At 65.6% G+C, this 17,836-nt stretch carries 16 protein-coding genes; 7 read left to right on the top strand and 9 right to left on the bottom strand.

The window, feature by feature from the left end:
• Positions 1-62: 62 nt before the first annotated feature.
• The 3 genes from B2747_RS13045 to B2747_RS13035 all read right to left on the bottom strand — a co-directional run bounded on the left by B2747_RS13045 (position 63) and on the right by B2747_RS13035 (position 3,052).
• Positions 63-566, bottom strand: a complete 504-nt coding sequence (locus B2747_RS13045) for a DinB family protein (RefSeq protein WP_291161604.1) — start codon at positions 564-566, stop codon at positions 63-65.
• Positions 567-703: 137 nt separating this feature from the next.
• A complete protein-coding gene (locus B2747_RS13040; RefSeq protein ID WP_291161601.1) occupies positions 704-1,351 on the bottom strand; it encodes a gluconate 2-dehydrogenase subunit 3 family protein in 648 nt (215 codons plus the stop codon).
• A 12-nt stretch (positions 1,352-1,363) separates the two neighbouring features.
• On the bottom strand, positions 1,364-3,052 hold the full coding sequence (locus tag B2747_RS13035) for a GMC family oxidoreductase (protein WP_291161598.1): 1,689 nt from the start codon (positions 3,050-3,052) through the stop codon (positions 1,364-1,366).
• Between the two features lie 122 nt (positions 3,053-3,174).
• Here B2747_RS13035 and B2747_RS13030 point away from each other — a divergent pair, with 122 nt between their 5' ends.
• Both B2747_RS13030 and B2747_RS13025 read left to right on the top strand, forming a co-directional pair.
• Positions 3,175-3,687 (top strand): RidA family protein, encoded by a 513-nt coding sequence (locus tag B2747_RS13030; protein WP_291161595.1) that lies wholly within the window; start codon positions 3,175-3,177, stop codon positions 3,685-3,687.
• 156 nt (positions 3,688-3,843) lie between these two features.
• Entirely contained in the window at positions 3,844-4,701 is an 858-nt protein-coding gene (locus B2747_RS13025; protein WP_291161592.1) for a bestrophin family protein, read from the top strand.
• 39 nt (positions 4,702-4,740) lie between these two features.
• Here the strand turns inward: B2747_RS13025 and B2747_RS13020 are convergent, their stop codons facing one another.
• The gene (locus B2747_RS13020) at positions 4,741-6,318 is read right to left on the bottom strand and encodes a type IV pilus twitching motility protein PilT (protein WP_291161590.1); all 1,578 of its coding nucleotides are present in this window, start codon (positions 6,316-6,318) and stop codon (positions 4,741-4,743) included.
• 221 nt (positions 6,319-6,539) lie between these two features.
• Between B2747_RS13020 and B2747_RS13015 the strand changes: the two genes are divergently transcribed.
• The 3 genes from B2747_RS13015 to B2747_RS13005 all read left to right on the top strand — a co-directional run bounded on the left by B2747_RS13015 (position 6,540) and on the right by B2747_RS13005 (position 9,934).
• Complete coding sequence (locus B2747_RS13015; protein WP_291161587.1) at positions 6,540-7,322, top strand: DUF4184 family protein; 783 nt, start codon at positions 6,540-6,542, stop codon at positions 7,320-7,322.
• 9 nt (positions 7,323-7,331) lie between these two features.
• A complete protein-coding gene (locus B2747_RS13010; protein WP_291161584.1) occupies positions 7,332-8,501 on the top strand; it encodes a pyridoxal phosphate-dependent aminotransferase in 1,170 nt (389 codons plus the stop codon).
• Positions 8,502-8,656: 155 nt separating this feature from the next.
• Positions 8,657-9,934, top strand: a complete 1,278-nt coding sequence (locus B2747_RS13005; RefSeq protein ID WP_291161581.1) for a metallophosphoesterase — start codon at positions 8,657-8,659, stop codon at positions 9,932-9,934.
• Between the two features lie 72 nt (positions 9,935-10,006).
• On the opposite strand, the gene B2747_RS13000 is transcribed toward B2747_RS13005, so the two are convergent.
• From B2747_RS13000 to B2747_RS12985, 4 genes are all read right to left on the bottom strand, one after another.
• Positions 10,007-11,002: a TolB family protein gene (locus tag B2747_RS13000; protein ID WP_291161578.1), complete on the bottom strand. Its 996-nt coding sequence runs from the start codon at positions 11,000-11,002 to the stop codon at positions 10,007-10,009.
• A 150-nt stretch (positions 11,003-11,152) separates the two neighbouring features.
• The gene (locus B2747_RS12995; protein ID WP_291161575.1) at positions 11,153-11,935 is read right to left on the bottom strand and encodes a LytR/AlgR family response regulator transcription factor; all 783 of its coding nucleotides are present in this window, start codon (positions 11,933-11,935) and stop codon (positions 11,153-11,155) included.
• A 3-nt stretch (positions 11,936-11,938) separates the two neighbouring features.
• Positions 11,939-13,045: a sensor histidine kinase gene (locus B2747_RS12990; RefSeq protein ID WP_291161571.1), complete on the bottom strand. Its 1,107-nt coding sequence runs from the start codon at positions 13,043-13,045 to the stop codon at positions 11,939-11,941.
• A 9-nt stretch (positions 13,046-13,054) separates the two neighbouring features.
• A complete protein-coding gene (locus B2747_RS12985) occupies positions 13,055-14,479 on the bottom strand; it encodes an RNA polymerase sigma factor (RefSeq protein ID WP_291161569.1) in 1,425 nt (474 codons plus the stop codon).
• 33 nt (positions 14,480-14,512) lie between these two features.
• Here B2747_RS12985 and B2747_RS12980 point away from each other — a divergent pair, with 33 nt between their 5' ends.
• Positions 14,513-14,866, top strand: coding sequence for a YciI family protein (locus tag B2747_RS12980; RefSeq protein ID WP_291161565.1), 354 nt, complete (start codon positions 14,513-14,515; stop codon positions 14,864-14,866).
• A gap of 15 nt (positions 14,867-14,881) precedes the next feature.
• On the opposite strand, the gene B2747_RS12975 is transcribed toward B2747_RS12980, so the two are convergent.
• Positions 14,882-16,489, bottom strand: coding sequence for an alkaline phosphatase family protein (locus tag B2747_RS12975; protein ID WP_291161562.1), 1,608 nt, complete (start codon positions 16,487-16,489; stop codon positions 14,882-14,884).
• 233 nt (positions 16,490-16,722) lie between these two features.
• Here B2747_RS12975 and B2747_RS12970 point away from each other — a divergent pair, with 233 nt between their 5' ends.
• Positions 16,723-17,760: a DUF4956 domain-containing protein gene (locus tag B2747_RS12970; protein ID WP_291161559.1), complete on the top strand. Its 1,038-nt coding sequence runs from the start codon at positions 16,723-16,725 to the stop codon at positions 17,758-17,760.
• The last annotated feature ends 76 nt before the right edge of the window (positions 17,761-17,836 follow it).

The following is a 17,836-nucleotide window of genomic DNA, read 5'->3' as shown; positions in this document are numbered from 1 at the left end:
GTAGCAGAAAGAACGGGGGCCACGTTGGTGGCCCCCGTTCTTGTGTGTGCATTGGACGGTGGTCACACCGTCGGCGGCTCCATGCCCATGGCGGCCCACTCTTCCTTGGCCGGACCGTAGATGCCGGGCACAGCGAGGCCGGCCTGACGCATGAGTACCGTCATCTGTCCGCGGTGATGCACCTGGTGCAGCAGCAGGGCCAGCAGTGTCTGGGACACCGTCCAGCGCTCGCCGTACATGTCGCGCTCTTCGCTGAGCGTGGCGTCGGTCCACTGCGCGGCGATCTGCTCGAGGAGCGAGGCGCTTGCGGCTTGGTAGGCGCTGTGAATGGCGGTCACGGTCGCGGGCGTTGGTGCATGGGGATCGACGCCGGTCACCTGCAGGCCAGCGGAGCCCATCATCTCGGGAATGGTTTGGGCAAGATGCCAGGCGAGTCGACCGAGGGTGCGCGCGCCGGGCGCGATGGCCTGGGCCAGCGAGGCGTCGGTGAGGCCGCCGATGAGTTTGGCGGTGATGTCGGCTTCCCAGGTCCAGTGGCTGCGGAAGTCGTCGAGGCTCTTGATCATGGGACTAACGAGAAGCGTAAGGTTTGACTGCGTAAGGTGGACGGCGGGAAGGAACAGTACGCGAGACGGCGTAAGGTGAACGGCGGGAGCTGAACGGCGGGAGCTGAACGGCGGGAGCTGAACGGCGGGAGCCGAGATCAGGCGTGCGGTGCCCAGCTCGTTTCGCCCTTCACATACGGCACGCAGGGTTGGTACTCGCCGGGTGTCTCCTTGTATCGCATGGCCTGCGTGTAGCCAATCTCCGATGTGAAGAACCCCAGCATCGCGAGCTCCTTCATCATGCGGAAGTAGTGCGTGGGTTCCTCGCGCGTCTTGCTGCGCTGATACTCGTACTGCTCCTTGTCCAGCGTTTCCAGCAAGGCAAGACGTTGCTCAGCGGTGGCTTGCATGAAACCGGTGCCATGCATGGTGCGGCAGGCATCATCGATGCTGCGCAGTCCCGTGCGAAAGACGGTGCGGTCTTCTGGCGTGTAGGTATCCGTGACCATGAGCGCCATGAACGGCCCGGTGGCCGCCGCCTTGGCGCCTGGCGACTTGGCCGTGGTGGGCAGAATGGTGTCGGCCACCTCGTCGAGGAAGCGCTGGTCGTCCACTGAAAAATCGCCGATGGGTTTGGCCGTTGGTGCATCAGGTGGCGGCGGGCGGTCGCCACTGCAGGCGCTGAGCAAACTGCTGCCACCCACAAACGCCACACCACCCAGCAACACACCAACGCGTTTGATGGCCTCGCGGCGTGCGATGCCCGCCGGCACTACGTCGGGAATGTTCGGCACGTGATCAGACATGGGCCATGCGCCTCACAGATCGCGGCGCTTGAGCGCCGTCACGGCAAAGTCGGCCGCGCGCGCGGTGAGCGCCATGTAGGTGAGCGAAGGATTGACGGCGGCAGACGACGTCATGCACGAGCCGTCGGTGACAAACACGTTGAGCGCGTCCCAGACCTGATTGTGCTTGTTGAGCACGGAGGTCTTGGGATCACGTCCCATGCGCGCGGTGCCCATCTCGTGGATGCCCATGCCGGGCGCATAGCCGTTGTCATACGTGCGCACATCCTTCACGCCCGCCGCCTCCAGCATCTCGGCCATCTCCACGGTCATGTCCTTGCGCATGAGCTGCTCGTTCTCCTTGATCTCGCAATCGATCTTGAGCACGGGCAGGCCCCACTTGTCTTTCTTCGTTTCGTCGAGCGAGATCATGTTGCTGTGGTCGGGCAGCATCTCACCAAAAGCCGTGGCGCCGATGCCCCACTGACCCGGCTGCGCGGCTTCGTCCTTGAAGGCGCCGCCAATACCCAACTCGGCCACCGCGCGTCCCCAACCGGCACGACTGGCGCTGCCCTGATAGCCAAAGCCACGCAGATACGGTCGCTTGTCACCGGCGAGATTGGTGAAGCGCGGAATGTAGAAGCCCGACGGCCGGCCGCCGTAGTAGTACTGATCATCAAAGCCCTCCAGGCGACCACTCGCGCCCAGACGGAAATGATGATCCATGAGATTGTGTCCGAGCTCTCCACTGGCACTGCCCAGGCCACCGGGCCAGACGTCCGTGGCCGAACGCATCAAAAGCCAGGTGCTGTTGAGCGTGGACGCACAGAGAAAGAAAATTCTGGCGGTGAATTCGAGCGTCTCGTTGGTCAGCGCATCCTGCACACGCACCGCCTTCACGCGCTTGCTGTCCTTGTCGTACACGAGTTCGTGTACGATGGAGTGCGGCCTGAGCGTGAGATTGCCCGTGGCCATGGCCGGCGGCAGCGTGGACGATTGTGTGCTGAAGTAGCCGCCCAGCGGACAGCCCAGCCAGCAGGCGTTGCGCGTCTGACACTGGCCGCGCCCCGGCAGCGGCTGCGTGAGGTTGGCGCTGCGTCCGATGAACAGATGGCGCTTGCCCTTGTACGCCTTCTTCAGCTGATCACTGACGTGCTGTTCGCCGCAATTGAGTGGAAAGCCCGGCAGGAACTCGCCGTCGGGCAGTTGCGGCAAGTTCTGTTTGGTGCCCTGAATGCCGGCATGCTTTTCGACGTAGCTGTACCACGGCGCCATTTCGCGGTAGCGGATGGGCCAGTCAACGGCGATGCCCTCCTTCAGGTTGGCCTCGAAATCGATGTCGGAGAAGCGATAGCTCTGCCGGCCCCACATGAGAGAGCGTCCACCAACGTGATAGCCGCGATACCAGTCGAAGCGTTTGACCTCGGTGTAGGGCGAATCCTTGTCGCTGGCCCACCAGTCGAGGTTCTTCTCGTTGAGCGGGTAGTCGCGCTTGAGCACGGGATAGTCGGCGATCATCTGCTGCGTGCGCCCACCGCGATGCGGGTACTCCCACGGCCCCTTGGTGGCGTTCGGGTAGTCCTTGATATGCTCGACGTTTCGTCCGCGTTCGAGCATGAGGACCTTGAGGCCCTTTTCCGTGAGCTCCTTGGCAGCCCATCCTCCGGAGATGCCCGAACCGACGACGATGGCATCGTATGCCGTGGTCTGCGTGTCCTGCACTACGCCTCCTGTGTGCGGCGATTGTCCGTATTCAGCCAAACTGCGCCCCGTGACGCGGGATGGCGAGGGGACGGGACAGATTGACCGCTTGACGCGCGGCGCTTTGCCGTCAGGTTCGGGCCATGACTACTCCCACGCCTTTGCGCACTCGCCGCCCGCTGCGCGGGCTTCTGGCTTCGGCCTTCACGCTGACCACTCTGGCCTGTGCCGCCGGTGATGCGCCGGCACCGAGTGCTGACACGCCGCAGCGCACGGCCTCCACCGACATCGTGTACATCCAGCCGGATGGCCCGCCCGCCAATCCCTTCTCGCCGGCGGTGCGCGTGGGGAATCTCGTCTTTGTGTCGGGCACGCTGGGTACGCTGCCTGATGGCACGCTGGTGCCGGGCGGCATTGAGGCGGAAACCCGTCAGGTGCTGGAGAACATCAAGGCCGTGCTCGCGTCGGACGGGCTGGGCATGGACCGCATTGTGCGCTGCACCGCCTATCTCGCGGATCTCAAGGAGTGGCCGGCCATGAATGCGGTGTATCGCGGCTACTTTGCGGATGGCAAGTATCCCGCGCGCGCGGCGGTGCAGGCGACGCTGCTGTTCGGCGCGCGCGTGGAACTGGAGTGCGTCGCCGCCGCGAAGTAGGCGAGGCGGCACGCCACCTCGCGTACCGTTCCTTCCCGCGGTTCCCCTTACGCCACCTCGCGTGCCGTTCCTTTCCGCGGTTCCCCCTACGCCGCCTCGCGTGCCGTTCCTTCCCGCGGTTCCCCTTACGCCGTCCACCTTACGCTTCTCGTTGTCATGATTATTTACGACCCGAAGAACTGGCTGCGCATCCTGTTCGATTTCCCGCGCAGTCCGGTCTTCCGCATCCTGTTCCTCGATGTCATCGCCGCGGGCGTATGGGCCTGGCTGGTGGTGTGGATCGAGACGGACGTGGTGCGCGTGGCCGTGCCGCTCGGGCCGAGCTTCCTCTCCATTCTCGGCATCATCCTCGGCCTGCTGCTGGTGTTTCGCACCAACACCTCCTACGACCGCTGGTGGGAGGGACGTCGTCTGTGGGGCCAGCTGGTGAACATCTCGCGCGGGTTGGCGCATCAACTCGACGCGTTGCTGCCGGTCGGTCACCCCTCGCGCACACGCTGGGCGGACTACCTGGAGCGCTTTCCGGTGGCGCTCACCGAGCATCTGCGTACGCCGCGGGGGGAGGTGCGTCCCCACGAGCCCAATGCCGTACTGCAGCAGATGACGCGGGCGCTGCATCGCCAGGTGGCCAGCGGCGAATTGCCGCGCGAAACCATCGTGTCGCTCACACCGGTACTACTGGCCTTCGACGACGTGACGGGCGCCTGTGAGCGCATTCGCAATACGCCCATTCCCTTCTCGTATAGTTCATATGTGAAGCAATTCGTGCTGCTGTACGCACTCATCATGCCGTTCGGTCTGGTGCGTGAGTTCGGTTACGGTACGGTCATAGCCTGCATGTTCACGTTTTTCGCCACCATGGGACTCGAGCTCCTCGCCACCGAAATCGAGGAGCCCTTCGGTACCGATCGCAACGACCTGCCGCTCGAAGGCATCGCGGAGCGCATTGCCATCGATACGCGTCATCTGCTGACGGGGGGCGTCATGGAAACGGGACCGGTGCCTGAGGGCTGACCGGTCCCGCTGCATCCACGCCTGCTCGAGGCGACGGCCTTACTCGTCGAGTCCCGCCGACGTGATGTTGTGCCCGATGGCCTTGAGCTTCATGGCCATGTCTTTCTTTTCCACGGCCTTGTTGTAGGCCTCCTCGGGCTCCACCTGCTTGGTCTTGACCAGATTGAGCAGCGCGTCGTTGAGCGTCTCCATGCCCAGCTTGCGCTGCGTCTGGATGATGTTGGGGATCTGCACCGTCTTGCCTTCGCGAATGAGCGCGCTGACAGCCTTGTTGACAATGAGAATTTCGCGCGCTGCCACGCGGCCTCCACCGATCTTGCGGCAGAGCACCTGCGAAACAACCGCCTTGAGCGACTCGGAGAGCATGATGCGAATCTGCTCTTGCCGGTCGGCGGGGAACTGGTCCACGATGCGATTGATGGTGGACGCGGCCGTGGAGGTGTGCAGCGTGCCGAACACGAGGTGTCCGGTTTCGGCCGTTTCCATGGCAATGGCAATCGTCTCGAGGTCGCGCAGCTCACCAACCAGGATGATGTCAGGGTCTTCGCGCAGCGCCGCACGCAGCGCACTCTTGAACGACTGCGTGTGCACACCCACCTGACGCTGGGTGATGAGGCACTTCTTGCTCTGGTGGACGAACTCGATGGGATCTTCGATCGTGATGAGATGATCGGAGCGCGTGCGGTTGATGAGATCCACCAGTGCACAGAGCGTGGTGGACTTGCCCGAGCCGGTGGGGCCGGTGACCAGCACCAGGCCCTTGGTGAGATTGCAGAGCGCCTGCACCTCCGGCGAAATGCCCATCTGCTCCACGGTCACGGTCGTGCTGGCAATGGTGCGCATGACGGCGGCGATGCCATAGCGGTCACGCAACACGTTCACACGGAAACGCGACAAGCCCTCGATTTCGTAGGCAAAGTCGGTATCCCAGAGCTCCTCGTACTCGCCCTGATTCTTGACGGGCATGATGGAGCGCAGCATGGCCTCGAGGCCCTCGGGCGTGAGCGGCGCCTCGCCCTCGAGGCGCACCAGATCACCGCCCAGACGGAAGATGGGTGGTTCGCCGACGCGCAAATGCAGGTCGGCGGCTCCGCGTGACACCTGAATGCGCAGCAGCGCATCAAGCGCGCTGCGGGCATCACTCTGTTCGGCGGCTGCGGCGATGGGTGCGTCGTCTGCACGACGTGGTACACTGCGGCTGGACTCGGCCAATGGCGCCACGGCCGGCGTCGCCGGTGCGGCCGTTGGCGTCACGCTGGCCACACCGCGCGGGGCTGTGTTCAGCGGCTTCGGCGTCTCGGCGCCGTTGTCTCGCTCCGACCAGGCCCGCACCTCGATTCGCACACCGCTCGCGTCCTTGTCCTGCTGCACCAACCAGGGCTTGCCGTTGAACTGGTAGGTGAACCGGATATCACGGCCGCTCTGGATACTCGGACGCACATCGGCATCGGCCACCTCGCTGATGAGGGCCAGCACCTGCGACACGGACAGCACCTGGGAGCTGAACTGCTGCAGGCCCATGCCGGTCTGCAGGGCAATGGGCGAGTCGGATTCGAGGACGATGGCAGAGGCCACCCCGGATTCGAGGCGGGCAATCAGCTTGTCGAGTTGTGGCACGCGAGGGATCGGTGGGGGAGGACATTGGCACTGCACCCCGGTGTGACAACCCGGGCCACGTGAAGGACGATTGAGGCCCTGCCACGCCACACCCGACCTGGCCCCCGTCACCGAGCTGTTTCCATCGCGACACCTGCGGGCGACCGGCTCGTATCTGGCACGGGACATGGACCACGCATTCTGGAGAAACTTCCACATCGACTCTTTCCGGAGTGCATGCCGTGCCGGCAACCCTGCTGTCGCATCAGGCTCTGGTTCTGCCCCTCAAGTTGCGTTGGCCGGCCCGCTTCTCGGGCCTGGCGCTGTGCATTGGCAGCATGGCACCGGACTTCGAATTCATTGGCCGCATGCGCGATGACTGGGAGTTCAGTCACACGCTGTCGGCCCAGCTCTGGTTCACCGTGCCGGTGAGCCTTGTGCTGACGTGGCTGCTGACGGCGGTGCTGTTGCCCGCGTTGCTGCCGTATGTCCGGGACCATCGCTGGGTCCGGGTGCATGAGTTGGCGGCTCTCGCGCCGCCGAGCGGATGGCACGTCTGGTGGCGGACAGGCTATTCCGCCTGGATCGGCGGGGTGTCGCATGTTGTGCTCGACGGCATCACCCACGGCAATCACAGCGGCTGGTTGGTGCCCCACCTCCCGTTTCTCCGTACACCGGTGCCGCACCTCGGAGGCGAAGCGCCGTTGCATGACGCATTGCAGTTGTGGCTCACCATCGGGTTTGCACTGCTGACCCTGTGCATGTGGCGGTACATCGTTCGTCGCGGCCTGCTCTGGCAGTGGCGTGGACGTGAAGCGCGAGACCTGCCCCGACAGCCCCGTGCGGCCGGTCAACGGTTGTTGCTGATGGTGGGGACCTGTGCCGTGGCGGGTGCACTGGTGGGCTTTTCGCATCCGCATGCGTCTCCGAAGGCCACCACTGCTGCCATCGCCTTTGGTGCGATCGACGTGGCGGTTCTGGGCTGCGTGGGATTGGCGCTGGCAATCCGCCGTACTCGGCGGTAGCGTGAGCCCATGCCTGCCACCGCTTCCCGCCTTTCGATCTTCACCGAGTCCGTCATCCGGGGCACCACGCGCCTCGCGAACCAGCACGGGGCCATCAACCTTTCGCAGGGTTTCCCGGACTTCGATCCGCCGGAAGTGCTGCTCGAAGGCCTCGAGCGCGCCACGCGCGGTCCCTTTCACCAATACGCGGTGACCTGGGGCGCCCCACGCTTCCGCGAAGCGCTCGCGCGCAAGATCACGCGCTGCTCAGGGCTCGAGGTGGACCCCGATCAGCATCTGGTGGTGACCTGCGGCAGCACGGAAGCCATGATGGTGGCCATGATGACGGCCTGCAATCCAGGCGACAAGGTCATCGTGTTCTCGCCGTTTTACGAGAACTACGCGGCTGACGCGATCCTCTCGGGTGCCGAGCCCATTTATGTGCCGCTGCATCCGCCGGGCTTTGGATTCGACGAAGACGATCTCGCCAAGGCCTTTGCGCAGCGTCCCAAGGCCATCGTGGTCTGCAATCCGTCGAACCCGAGCGGCAAGGTGTTCACGCGCGAAGAGCTGCTCACCATTCTGCGCTACGCCGAGCAGTATGACACCTGGGTGATCACCGATGAGCCCTACGAGCACATCGTATACGCACCGCACGAGCACGTGTACTTCAACACGCTGCCGGGTGCGTTCGAGCGGACCATCACTTGCAACTCGCTGTCCAAGACCTACTCCATCACCGGCTGGCGCCTGGGTTACGTGCATGCGCCCGCGTCGGTGATTGCGCAGGCGCGCAAGGTGCACGACTTCCTCACGGTTGGTGCGGCGGCGCCGCTGCAGGAGGCGGCCGTGGGCGCGCTGGACCTGCCGAACAGTTACTACGAGGAACTGACGTCGCTGTACACGGCCAAGCGCACACTCTTTCTCGACATCCTGCGCGAGACCGGACTGCCGTTTACGGAGCCGCAGGGTGCGTACTATGTGATGGTGGACATCAGCAGTCTGGGATTTGCCGACGACACGGCCGCGTCGGAGTGGCTCATCAAGGAGGTGGGCGTGGCCGGTGTGCCAGGGTCAAGCTTCTTCCGCGAGCCAGTCAGGCATCTCATCCGCTTCCATTTTGCCAAGCGCGAGGAAACCCTGCGCGCGGCGGGTGAGCGGCTCAGTACTCTCAGCGCCCGCGTGAACGCCGGACGTTGAGTGCGCGCCGACTCCTCGCTTTGTGGCGGGGAGTCGGGCGCTGAGCTGCCTCGTTTTCATCCTGTCCCATCTTGAATCCTCCGCCCTGTCAGGGTCGTATGGCCGCCACCACCAACGTCTGGTGCGCAGCAACGAACGGCAGCCGATGAGGAACGATGGGGATGCGACGGATTGCGCGGCGGATACTGATTGCCGCCGCTGGCACAATTGGGGTGGCGGCCGCGGGGCTGGTCATTTGGCTGTCCCGCAGTCAGGTCGTACAGACGGCGGGCGGTGTGTATGAAAGCATCCTGATACCGGTCGGATCGGGCGCGATCAAGTGGCGGGCAGATCAGGCCGTGGTGGCGCCTGCTCCCAGTCTCAATGCCATGCATGGTCCGGTTGTGCGTAGACTGGGCGGTGGTCAACACGAAGTTGCGTGGTACTGTGACGACCATGTGGAGCGTGACACACTGCCGGCTGACTCGGTGACCATCGAATGCGAGGGGCGGCGCAGTCACTGGCAGTGGCGGGCACCGGCAGCGGTTCCAGCCGCAGATCTTCCCGCCGCACCACGGGTGGCGGTCGTGAGCGATCTCGAAGGAGACAGCGCCTACTTCGGAATTTGGGCCCGCGCCATGGGCATTACCGATTCCCTTGGCCATTGGACCTACGGGAATGGACAGGTGGTGGTGCTGGGCGACGCCACGGATCGCGGTCGATGGGTATATCCGCTGCTCTGGACACTGTATCGGCTCGAAGGCGAGGCGCAGGCCGCGGGAGGCGCGGTGCATGTCGTGCTTGGCAATCACGAGCAGTACAATCTGACCGGTGTGACCAAGGACATCGAGGCCGAGCATCACTTCGCCATGCGGCAGTTGGCGCGCTACCACCAACTCCTCGACAGCAATACCGTGCTGGGTCAGTGGCTGCGCACCCGCCCGGTGGCATTGCGCATCGGACGCACGCTGTATGTGCACGGTGGTGTCAGTCCGGCGGTGCTGCGCGATCAGCTGTCGATCGATACGCTGAACGCACGGAGTCGGGACTATCTCGCGGGCAAGTCCGGTCCCGGACGGACTCGCGACGACCAGTTGGGCCTCACATCAGTGACGCAGTACCGCGGACTGGTCATGGGTATGGAGGGACATCCCCTGGCCGATGACCAGCACATTCAGCGCACGCTTGGACACTTCGCCGTGGACCGTGTGGTGATCGGACACACGGAGGTGGACTCGATCGCGGTACTCCACAACGGGCGTGTGATCGATGTGAACGCCACCTTGAGCGGCACGAAGGCGTTGTTGCTGGAGCAGGACGTCCCGCGGCTGGTCGACATCGGCGTGCAGCGTTCGGCGTGGGCCGAACCCTCGCCGCGGCTGCGCCGCTTTCAGCTCCTCAACGCCAACGATTGGCGCGCGCTGCTTGGGGTCTTTGCGGCCACGAAGAACTGACCACCGCAATCGTGACCGTGGCGTGAGCACGAACCACGCGCTTCGTGCTCACGACACGGTCAGACCATCAGGTCAGCGCAGGTCCAGCGCCGAGGTGCGCACGTGGTAGAAGTCCCCACGCAACTGCTTGCCGAGATTGGCGCGCACGAACCACAGTGTCTGCTTGTTGCGGGAGAGGGTGGGGTGATACTCGTCGTCGGCGCTGTTGACCAGCGGGCCGAGGTTGCGGGCCTGGCTCCAGGTGCCGCCCTGACGATTGCTCACGTACAGATCGCCGAGCCCGAACCCGCCGGGACGGAGTGAGGTGAAGACGAGGGTCTTGCCGTCCACCGAGATCTCCGGATTGAAATCCCAGGCCGCCTGCAGATCGGACACGCCCGTCTGTGGCTGCGTGTTGACGGTGAGGGGCAGGGCAACGCGCGGCGCAAAGCCCTCACCACGACGCTCGGCGCTGTAGATGTCAAAGTGCTTGCCAGGCTGCGGGAAGAAGGGGCCACTGGCAAAGTACAGCGTGCCGTCCGCGCTGGCGGACGCGTACAGTTCGTCGGTGTCCGGCGAATTGACTTCGGCACCGAGGTGCACCGGAGCGCCCCACCCGTCACCCTGGCGCGGCACATACCAGAGGTCGATGTCCTGGCGCGGGCTGCCGTTCACCGGTCGTGCCGAGGAGAAATACAGGCGCTGGTTGTCGGGAGAGATGAACGGATCGATGTCGCTGTACTGCCCCGAGAACGACGCCACGACGGGCGCGCTCCACGTGCCGTCGTTCTGCAGGCGCGTGTGGTAAATCGTGGCCTGCCGCGTGAACGGGAAGAACTGCGCGCTGCGCGCGAAGTAGGCTTCCTTGCCGTTCGGGGACAGGGTAAGGCGCCACTGCCAGGCGCGATCACCGATGGAGATGACACCGGGCGCAAAGATCGACGGCACCGACGGGGACGGCGTGGTATTCTGGAAGTCGGGCCCGACAAACGACTGCGCGGGGGAGTCATCGTCGCTGCAGGCGGCGATGCCGAAGGCCGCGAGGCCGACCAGCAGATGGCGGCGGGCCAATGTGGACGTGATGGGCATGTGTGTCTCCGTGCCAATGTGTGTGCGGTGAGATGCATCGTGCGGCAGAACGCCGCGCTGTGTGCACACAATCGACCGACCGACCACACTGAACCACGGTTGTGTGACGAATGTGGCGCGGCGTCACGGTGAACCGTGGACCACCGGACCTTACACGCCGAGTGCGGCCTGAATGGCTGCGCGGAACGTGCGACCGCTGGTGAGCTTCTTGCCGGTACTGAGGGAGATCACATACTCGCCGGCGAACAGCGATTCCAACTCGACAATGCGCGTGACATGCACCACGAGTGAGCGATGAATGCGCAGGAAGCGTGTCGGGTCGAGCTGACGCTCGAGGTTGGTGAGGGTCTCGCGCACCAGCCAATGTTTGTCACCCGACCACACGCGCACGTAGTTGGCATCGGCTTCGAGGTAGTCCACCTGTGAGACCGGCACGAACTGCGTGCGCGCCCCGTTTCGCACGACGATGCGCTGCAGGAATCGGGTCCGCTCGTCCACCCGCTCGAGGAAGTGCAGCAGCCGTTCGTCGATGGCGCGGCGCTGCAGGCGTTCACGGGCCTTGTCGAGCGCGGCGTCGAAGCGCAGCTGATCGTAGGGCTTGAGCAGATAGTCGAGCGCATGCGCCTCGAAGGCACGCAGCGCATGCTCGTCGAAGGCGGTGGAGAAGATCACCACCGGCATGCGGTCCGCGCCCACCTGACGGATGACCTCGAAGCCATCACCGTCGGGCATCTGCACGTCGAGGAACACCAGTTCCGGACGCAGGCTCTCGATGGCGCCGATGGCTTCGAGTCCGCTTCGGGCCTCACCCACCACCTGCACGTCGGCATGGCGCTCGAGCATGTTGCGAAGCCCAAGACGGGCCGGCGCTTCGTCGTCGGCAATGAGAACGGGGATGCGCGTGGGGGCCACCACGCCACTGGCCGGGGCCATGGGTCAACTCCGTGCGAACGGGCGATAGGGCAAAACGATGCACACGTCGAGGCCCTGCGGGTCGCGCGTGTCGAGGACAAAGTCATGGGCTTCGCCGTAGAGCTGCTGGAGGCGCGCCCTCGCGTTGCTGAGTCCCACGCCGGACGATGCAGTGAGCTGGTCGCGGGATGGAGGCGTGTTCGCGACGAACGTGCGAGGCAAACCCGCAAGGCCCACGCCGTCATCGCGCACGAGCAGGTGCAGTGAATTGTCGCGGCGCTCGGCGCGAATCTCCACGGTGCCGGTCCGACTGAGCGGCGCGAGGCCGTGGCGGATGGCGTTCTCGACCAGTGGTTGCAGCAGCAGATGGGGGACCGTGGCGCCAAGCGTGTCGGGCGCGATCTGCCAGACCACGCGCAGGCGATCGTCGAAGCGGACCTGTTCGATGTCCACGTAGGCTGCGACGATGGAGAGTTCTTCTTCGAGCGAGACTTCCTGCGTGCCGGCACGTTGCAGCGCGTGACGCAGCAAGGTGCTGAGCCGCGCAATCATCTGCACGGCCGTGTCGGGCTCGGCCCGTACGTAGGCCGAGATGGCGTTCAGCGTATTGAAGAGAAAGTGCGGGTGCAATTGGGCCTTGAGATGGCGCAGCTCTGCGCGGGCCAGCAGCTCCTCGCGCTCGCGAATGCGGCGCGCATACACCAGGCCGTGCCCGGCGCCCACGAACAACAGGAAGAGAAAGAAGTTGTTCGCAATGGAGGTGATGAACACCTCGCGAAACGTGGGCGGCGCCGGATACCAGCGAAGAATCGGATCGGTGACGATGACAAACACGGCGCGCGCGAGCACCACGCCGGCCGTAGCCAGCAGCACCAGCGGCACTGACCGCGACCAGGAGTGCCGGGTGACGGGCGCGCGCTCCGCCAGCCAGAAGGCCAGCACGGTGAATGGGACCCAGAGCGCCGCGCTGATGCTGTCGTACTTGGCGGCTTCGAGAAAGGGGACGCCATTCATGGACGCCCGCGACGACGCGTGCGTGATGGCGTTGAGCGTCCACCAGGCTCCTGAGATGAGCCACCAAGTGCCCCAGGGTGATGCGGGGGGCGGTGTTGGCGTGGAGTCGGGGCGCATGTCGCTAAGCTAGAGGGGCTCAGCGTCTGTTGTGGGCACCGGGGGACGGACAGTGGACGGCGCCGGGCCGTTGGCGGAGGCAAGCGCCCGGGCCGCAGAGAGGCGCTCCTGCCAGAAGGCGCGCACCGCCACCTGGTGCGCGTCGTCATCGGCAGGGCAGGTGAGGGCCCGCTCATAGGCGAGGACGGCCTCGGCCGGCGAACCGCGCAGCAAGGCCAGGGTGGCGGCGGTGGCATACCACTCAGGGCGTTCACTGCCGGTCGACGAGGCTCCCGTGGTGCTGGCCACCGCGAGGGCCGCCATGGCCTCCTGGTGGCGTCCGGCATGGCCCAGCGACACGGCGCGGGCGAGGTGGGCAGATACCGAAGGGGCGATGGTGAGCAAGCGCTCGTAGCCTCGCACCACCGCCTCCCAGGGCGTCTCGTCAAATGACGGGGCGAGACTGTGCAGGGACGCGAGATGCGCCTCCACGTGATAGCGGGTGAGCTCGGGTCCGGACAGCGACGCGCGCAGTGCCGCGACGCCGCGGGCGAGACAGCGTCGGTCCCAGCGCGTGCGATCCTGGGCGTCGAGCGGCACCAGCGCACCGTCTACCACGCGGGCCGGCAGTCGTGCCACCGTGAACCAGCAGAGCGCGGCCAGCGCATGCGTGGCCGGCTGCGCGGTGGGCGGCCAGCGTCGCAGCATTTCCACGAGGCGCAGGGCCTCCACGGAACGTGTGGCCTCGAGCGGCGCCTCATCATCGGTGGGCAAATGGCCGGCGGTGAACAGCGCGTAGCACACCATGAGGACGTCGTCGAGACGGGCCGGCAACTCTGCATCACCCGGCACGACAAACGTGCTGCGTTCACCCTGCAGGCTGCGCTTGGCCCGCACGAGGCGCTGGGCCACGGCCGACGGTTCCGCGTCGAGCAGGCGGGCGATTTCCGGCACGCTGAGCTGCGAGACCTGCTTGAGCGTGAGGGCCACGCGCGACTCGCTGCTGAGCGCGGGGTGGCAGCACATGAAGAGCAGGGGCAGCGGATCGTGGTCCGCATGCGTGAAGACACCGTCCGATTCGCTGGCAACGTCGGCCGCCGGCACACGGTCGTCTTCAGCCACCCAGCGGCGCGTGGCGCGACCCAGGTCGAGGTAGCGACGTTCGGCCACGCGTGAGAGCCAGGCCAGCGGCTGGGTGGGCTCACCGCGCAGCGGCCAGGTGCGGGCGGCGGCAACAAAGGCTTCCTGCACGGCGTCCTCGATGCGATCGAGATTGGCCATGCCATGCCGCGCCAGGAGGCGCGAGGTGAGCAGAGCCGCCGCGTCCCGGAAGCCGCGCGGGTGTGCCAGGGGCGAGCGCGTGGGATCCCATGGCGCAACATTGGCCGACCATGTCGATTCCGGCGACGACCCTGCGTCACCGTCATACGCGGAGCCAGACAGAGGGTCCGGCATTCCGCTCACCACCTGCTTTCGAGGACGCACCCGATGCCCAAGTTCATGCTGCTCCTGTCCGATGATCCGAGCGAATATGCCGATTACTCACCGGCCGACTTTCAGGACCTGATCGCGCGATACAATGCGTGGTCGGATGACCTGGCGGCCCGCGGAAAGTTGCGCGGCGGCGAGAAGTTGCGCGACGAGGGCGGCAAGGTGGTGCGCAGTGAGGGCGGCAAGGTGGTGGTGCGTGATGGCCCGTACGCCGAGGTGCGCGAGGTGGTGTCGGGCTACTTCATCATCGAAGCCGCGGACTACGAAGAGGCGGTGGCCATTGCCGTCACCTGTCCGCACGCGCAAACGCGTGGCGGGATGGCGGTGCGGGAAATCGATCCCATCACCTGAGGTTCAGACCCGCCGTTACCGGGGGGCGTTGGCGCGCGCCCCGGTAATCGGCAGCGGGACCCCGTCAATTTTCTCGCCGACTTTGACGCCCAGCAGGTCGGCCAGCGTGGGCGCAATGTCCACTGTGCGCACGAACTGGGTGTGATGCCCCGGCGTGATGCCGGCACCGGCGAAGATGATCGGCACCTGGGAGTCGTAGGGCCAGGGCGAGCCGTGTGAGGCGATGTTGCCACCCCAGGTGCTGAGCTTATCGAGCGTGAAGACCAGTTCGAGATTGGACGGATAGGGGAACTGGTGGGCCCAGCGCCGTGCGACCTCCGAGCTGACCGTGTCGCGCATGAGGGTAGTGAAACGGTCCACCCGCGCCATGCCCGGGAGCTCACGCACCCGCGAGGCAAACCACTCGATGATCTCGTCACGCTGGCCATCGCTGCGGAAGGCATTGCGGTTGGCCAGCAGCAGATTGACGTCGAGTGCCACGGCCTGGGTGTCCACACCACGCTCGCGGAGGCGGGCCCGCAGCTCGCGCATGAGTGGCCGGACGCTGACGCGCCGCGGGAACGGCTGTACACTGTCCGGCGCCAGCTCGGGAATGCTGCCCACCCCATGGTCCGAGGTGAACACCACCGTGATGCGACTGGAATCTCGCAGCGTGTAGAGCGAATCGAGGAAGCGGCCGATGTTGCGATCGACACGCAGCACCTGGTCGTGAATCTCGCGCGAGTCGGGGCCGTAGTTGTGTCCGATGACATCGGTGGCCGAGAGTGATACGGCCAGCACGTCGGTGGTCGGACCGCGGCCAAGGCCAAGGGCCTCGACACCTGCGAGCGCGAAGTCCACGGTGATGTCGTCGATGAAGGGCGTGATGCGAATGTCACTGCCCGCGTCCATGACATCGTCGGTGAGCGTATGCGGAAACGTGTAGTGACGGCCTCCCATCTCGATGGACACGCTGTCGCGCTCGCGGTAGGCGCTGTCGGGCAGCAGCAACTCCCAGCTGCGACCGGCATAGCGGGCCACGTTGCCGCGCGCGTTGAAGTCGCGCACCCAGTCGGGCAGATCACGCCGGTAGTAGCGACTGGTGAGGAAGCGGCCGTCGATGGAATACCAGTAGACGTTGGTGCGGGCACGACCCACCGGCAGAATGGCGCCGCGGTCCTTCATGGACACCGACAGCACGCGGGTGTTGCGATCGGCGTCCTGCATCCAATCCACGAGCGTGCTGCCCTGAAAGCGTCTGGGCGAGGCGCCGGGTCCATAGCCGCCGGCAAGCAGCGGCGCGTCGTCGTCCTCCACGCCGATGCTGTTCATCATGATGCCGGTGGAGCGCGGGAAGCGCCCCGACAGCAAGCTGGCGTGACCAGGTGCCGTTTCCGTAATGGCGTGGTCGTGATGCGCGTTGGCAAAGCGCGCGCCGCCCTTGAGCAGTCGGGCCAGGCCTCCAGTGAACTGATGGCCGAAGCGCGCGAGGTAGTCCTCGCGGAACTGGTCCACCGTGAGCAGCACGACCAGTGTGGGCCGCGGAGGATGCGTGGTAGCCTGCGCCGTCAGCGGAGCCGTTGGCGAAACCACGGCGGCCATGAGGGCAGCCAGCAGCGCGGGCCAGACGAGGGGACGCGACATGCGGCGAATGTGAGGGGTCGCCGGGGACGGGGCAAGGCGCCAGCCAGGCTTCATGCCCCCTGCTACACGGTTCGGCCTCTCCAGGTGCCACTGGTCCCATGGCGCGGGGGCCGGGCGTACGCGATACTCCCGGGGTGGGGTGGTTGGGTGTCATATCGCGACCACTGTTCTGCTGCCGCACATCTTCCCAGTCGCCAGGCCGTGCCCGACGTGACGCGAAATCGGAGTCCCTTGTGAACCGCGTGTTGTGGCAGGCCACGCCGACCACGCGCGTGATTGTGCGCTGCGTGGTGTTTTACGCGCTCCTCATTGGCGGTTCGGCGCTGGTCTGGCATCGCCTGCCGCACGGCACCGGCTCGGTGCCCAGTTCGCTCGAGGCCTTGCTTGGCCTGGGTGGCACTACGGTGGGGGATCCGCTGCAGGCACCGAGCCTGCGACCGGAGCAGGCGCTCGATGAGGTCACGCTGTCGGTCACGGTGGGCGTGGCCATGCTGGCGGCGGCCCTGCTGTCGTTGCCGGTGGCCTGGGTGTTTCTGCTCACGCGCGCCAAGCGTGGCTATCAGCAATCGGTGGTGCAGTTGCTGGTCATCCTGCCCACGGTGGTAGCGGGCATCGTATTGCTGGTGAAGTACTCGCTGGCCCTGGCCTTCAGTCTGGCCGGCATCGTGGCGGCGGTGCGCTTTCGCAACTCACTCGACGACAGCAAGGACGCCGTATACGTGTTCCTTGCCACAGCCATCGGCCTGGCGTCGGCCGTGAACCTGCCCGTGGCGGCGGTGTTGTCGGTGGGTTTCAATGCGCTCGCGCTGTCTCTCTGGCTGGCCGACTTTGGCAGTACCCCCATGGAGCTCGACGGTCGCATGGGTGAACGCCGACTCAAGCGCGCCAAGCAGTTGTCCCGCACCGGCACGTTCGTGGCGCGCATGGATGACGAAGTGCTGCGCAACATGACCGTGGAGCAGCTGGAGGGCCTGGCCGAACGGGCCATCCAGCGAGCGCGGGTCAATCAGAATACCGGAGAAATTCCAGCCGTGACTCCTGAGCGCACCTTGCGCCTGGTGACAACGGACGCGGTCGCGCTGCGCCGCGCGCTGGAGCCGCGACTGGCGGAGTATACCAAACACTGGCGGTTCGGCTCGCTCGACGTGGGCGAGGTGGACACGGTGCTCGAGTACCGGGTGCAACTCCGTCGCAAGACGGAGCCCGAGGCCTTCTTGTCCATGGTGCGCAGCGCCGGTGCCTCGCGCCTGTCGTCGGCGGAGCTGCTGTGAGGTGGCGGTCGTTGTTGGCACGCGCGACGTGTCGCGCACTCGGACTTGCGCTGTTGCTTTGCGGGCCGCTTTCGAC

Origin of the sequence: Gemmatimonas sp. UBA7669, from assembly GCF_002483225.1 — a bacterium.
Taxonomy (GTDB): Bacteria; Gemmatimonadota; Gemmatimonadetes; order Gemmatimonadales; family Gemmatimonadaceae; genus Gemmatimonas.
The sequence above is the reverse complement of the archived record's forward strand: the minus strand, read 5'-3'. Positions and strand labels throughout refer to the sequence as shown.

Excerpts from the sequence above, each read along its gene's own strand:
- B2747_RS13045 (WP_291161604.1), bottom strand. The coding sequence starts at position 566 with ATGATCAAGAGCCTCGACGACTTCCGCAGCCACTGGACCTGGGAAGCC.
- B2747_RS12985 (WP_291161569.1), bottom strand. The coding sequence starts at position 14,479 with ATGCCGGACCCTCTGTCTGGCTCCGCGTATGACGGTGACGCAGGGTCG.
- B2747_RS12975 (WP_291161562.1), bottom strand. The coding sequence starts at position 16,489 with ATGTCGCGTCCCCTCGTCTGGCCCGCGCTGCTGGCTGCCCTCATGGCC.
- B2747_RS13025 (WP_291161592.1), top strand. The coding sequence starts at position 3,844 with ATGATTATTTACGACCCGAAGAACTGGCTGCGCATCCTGTTCGATTTC.
- B2747_RS13030 (WP_291161595.1), top strand. The coding sequence starts at position 3,175 with ATGACTACTCCCACGCCTTTGCGCACTCGCCGCCCGCTGCGCGGGCTT.
- B2747_RS12980 (WP_291161565.1), top strand. The coding sequence starts at position 14,513 with ATGCCCAAGTTCATGCTGCTCCTGTCCGATGATCCGAGCGAATATGCC.
- B2747_RS13005 (WP_291161581.1), top strand. The coding sequence starts at position 8,657 with ATGGGGATGCGACGGATTGCGCGGCGGATACTGATTGCCGCCGCTGGC.
- B2747_RS13040 (WP_291161601.1), bottom strand. The coding sequence starts at position 1,351 with ATGTCTGATCACGTGCCGAACATTCCCGACGTAGTGCCGGCGGGCATC.
- B2747_RS13010 (WP_291161584.1), top strand. The coding sequence starts at position 7,332 with ATGCCTGCCACCGCTTCCCGCCTTTCGATCTTCACCGAGTCCGTCATC.
- B2747_RS12990 (WP_291161571.1), bottom strand. The coding sequence starts at position 13,045 with ATGCGCCCCGACTCCACGCCAACACCGCCCCCCGCATCACCCTGGGGC.
- B2747_RS13000 (WP_291161578.1), bottom strand. The coding sequence starts at position 11,002 with ATGCCCATCACGTCCACATTGGCCCGCCGCCATCTGCTGGTCGGCCTC.
- B2747_RS12995 (WP_291161575.1), bottom strand. The coding sequence starts at position 11,935 with ATGGCCCCGGCCAGTGGCGTGGTGGCCCCCACGCGCATCCCCGTTCTC.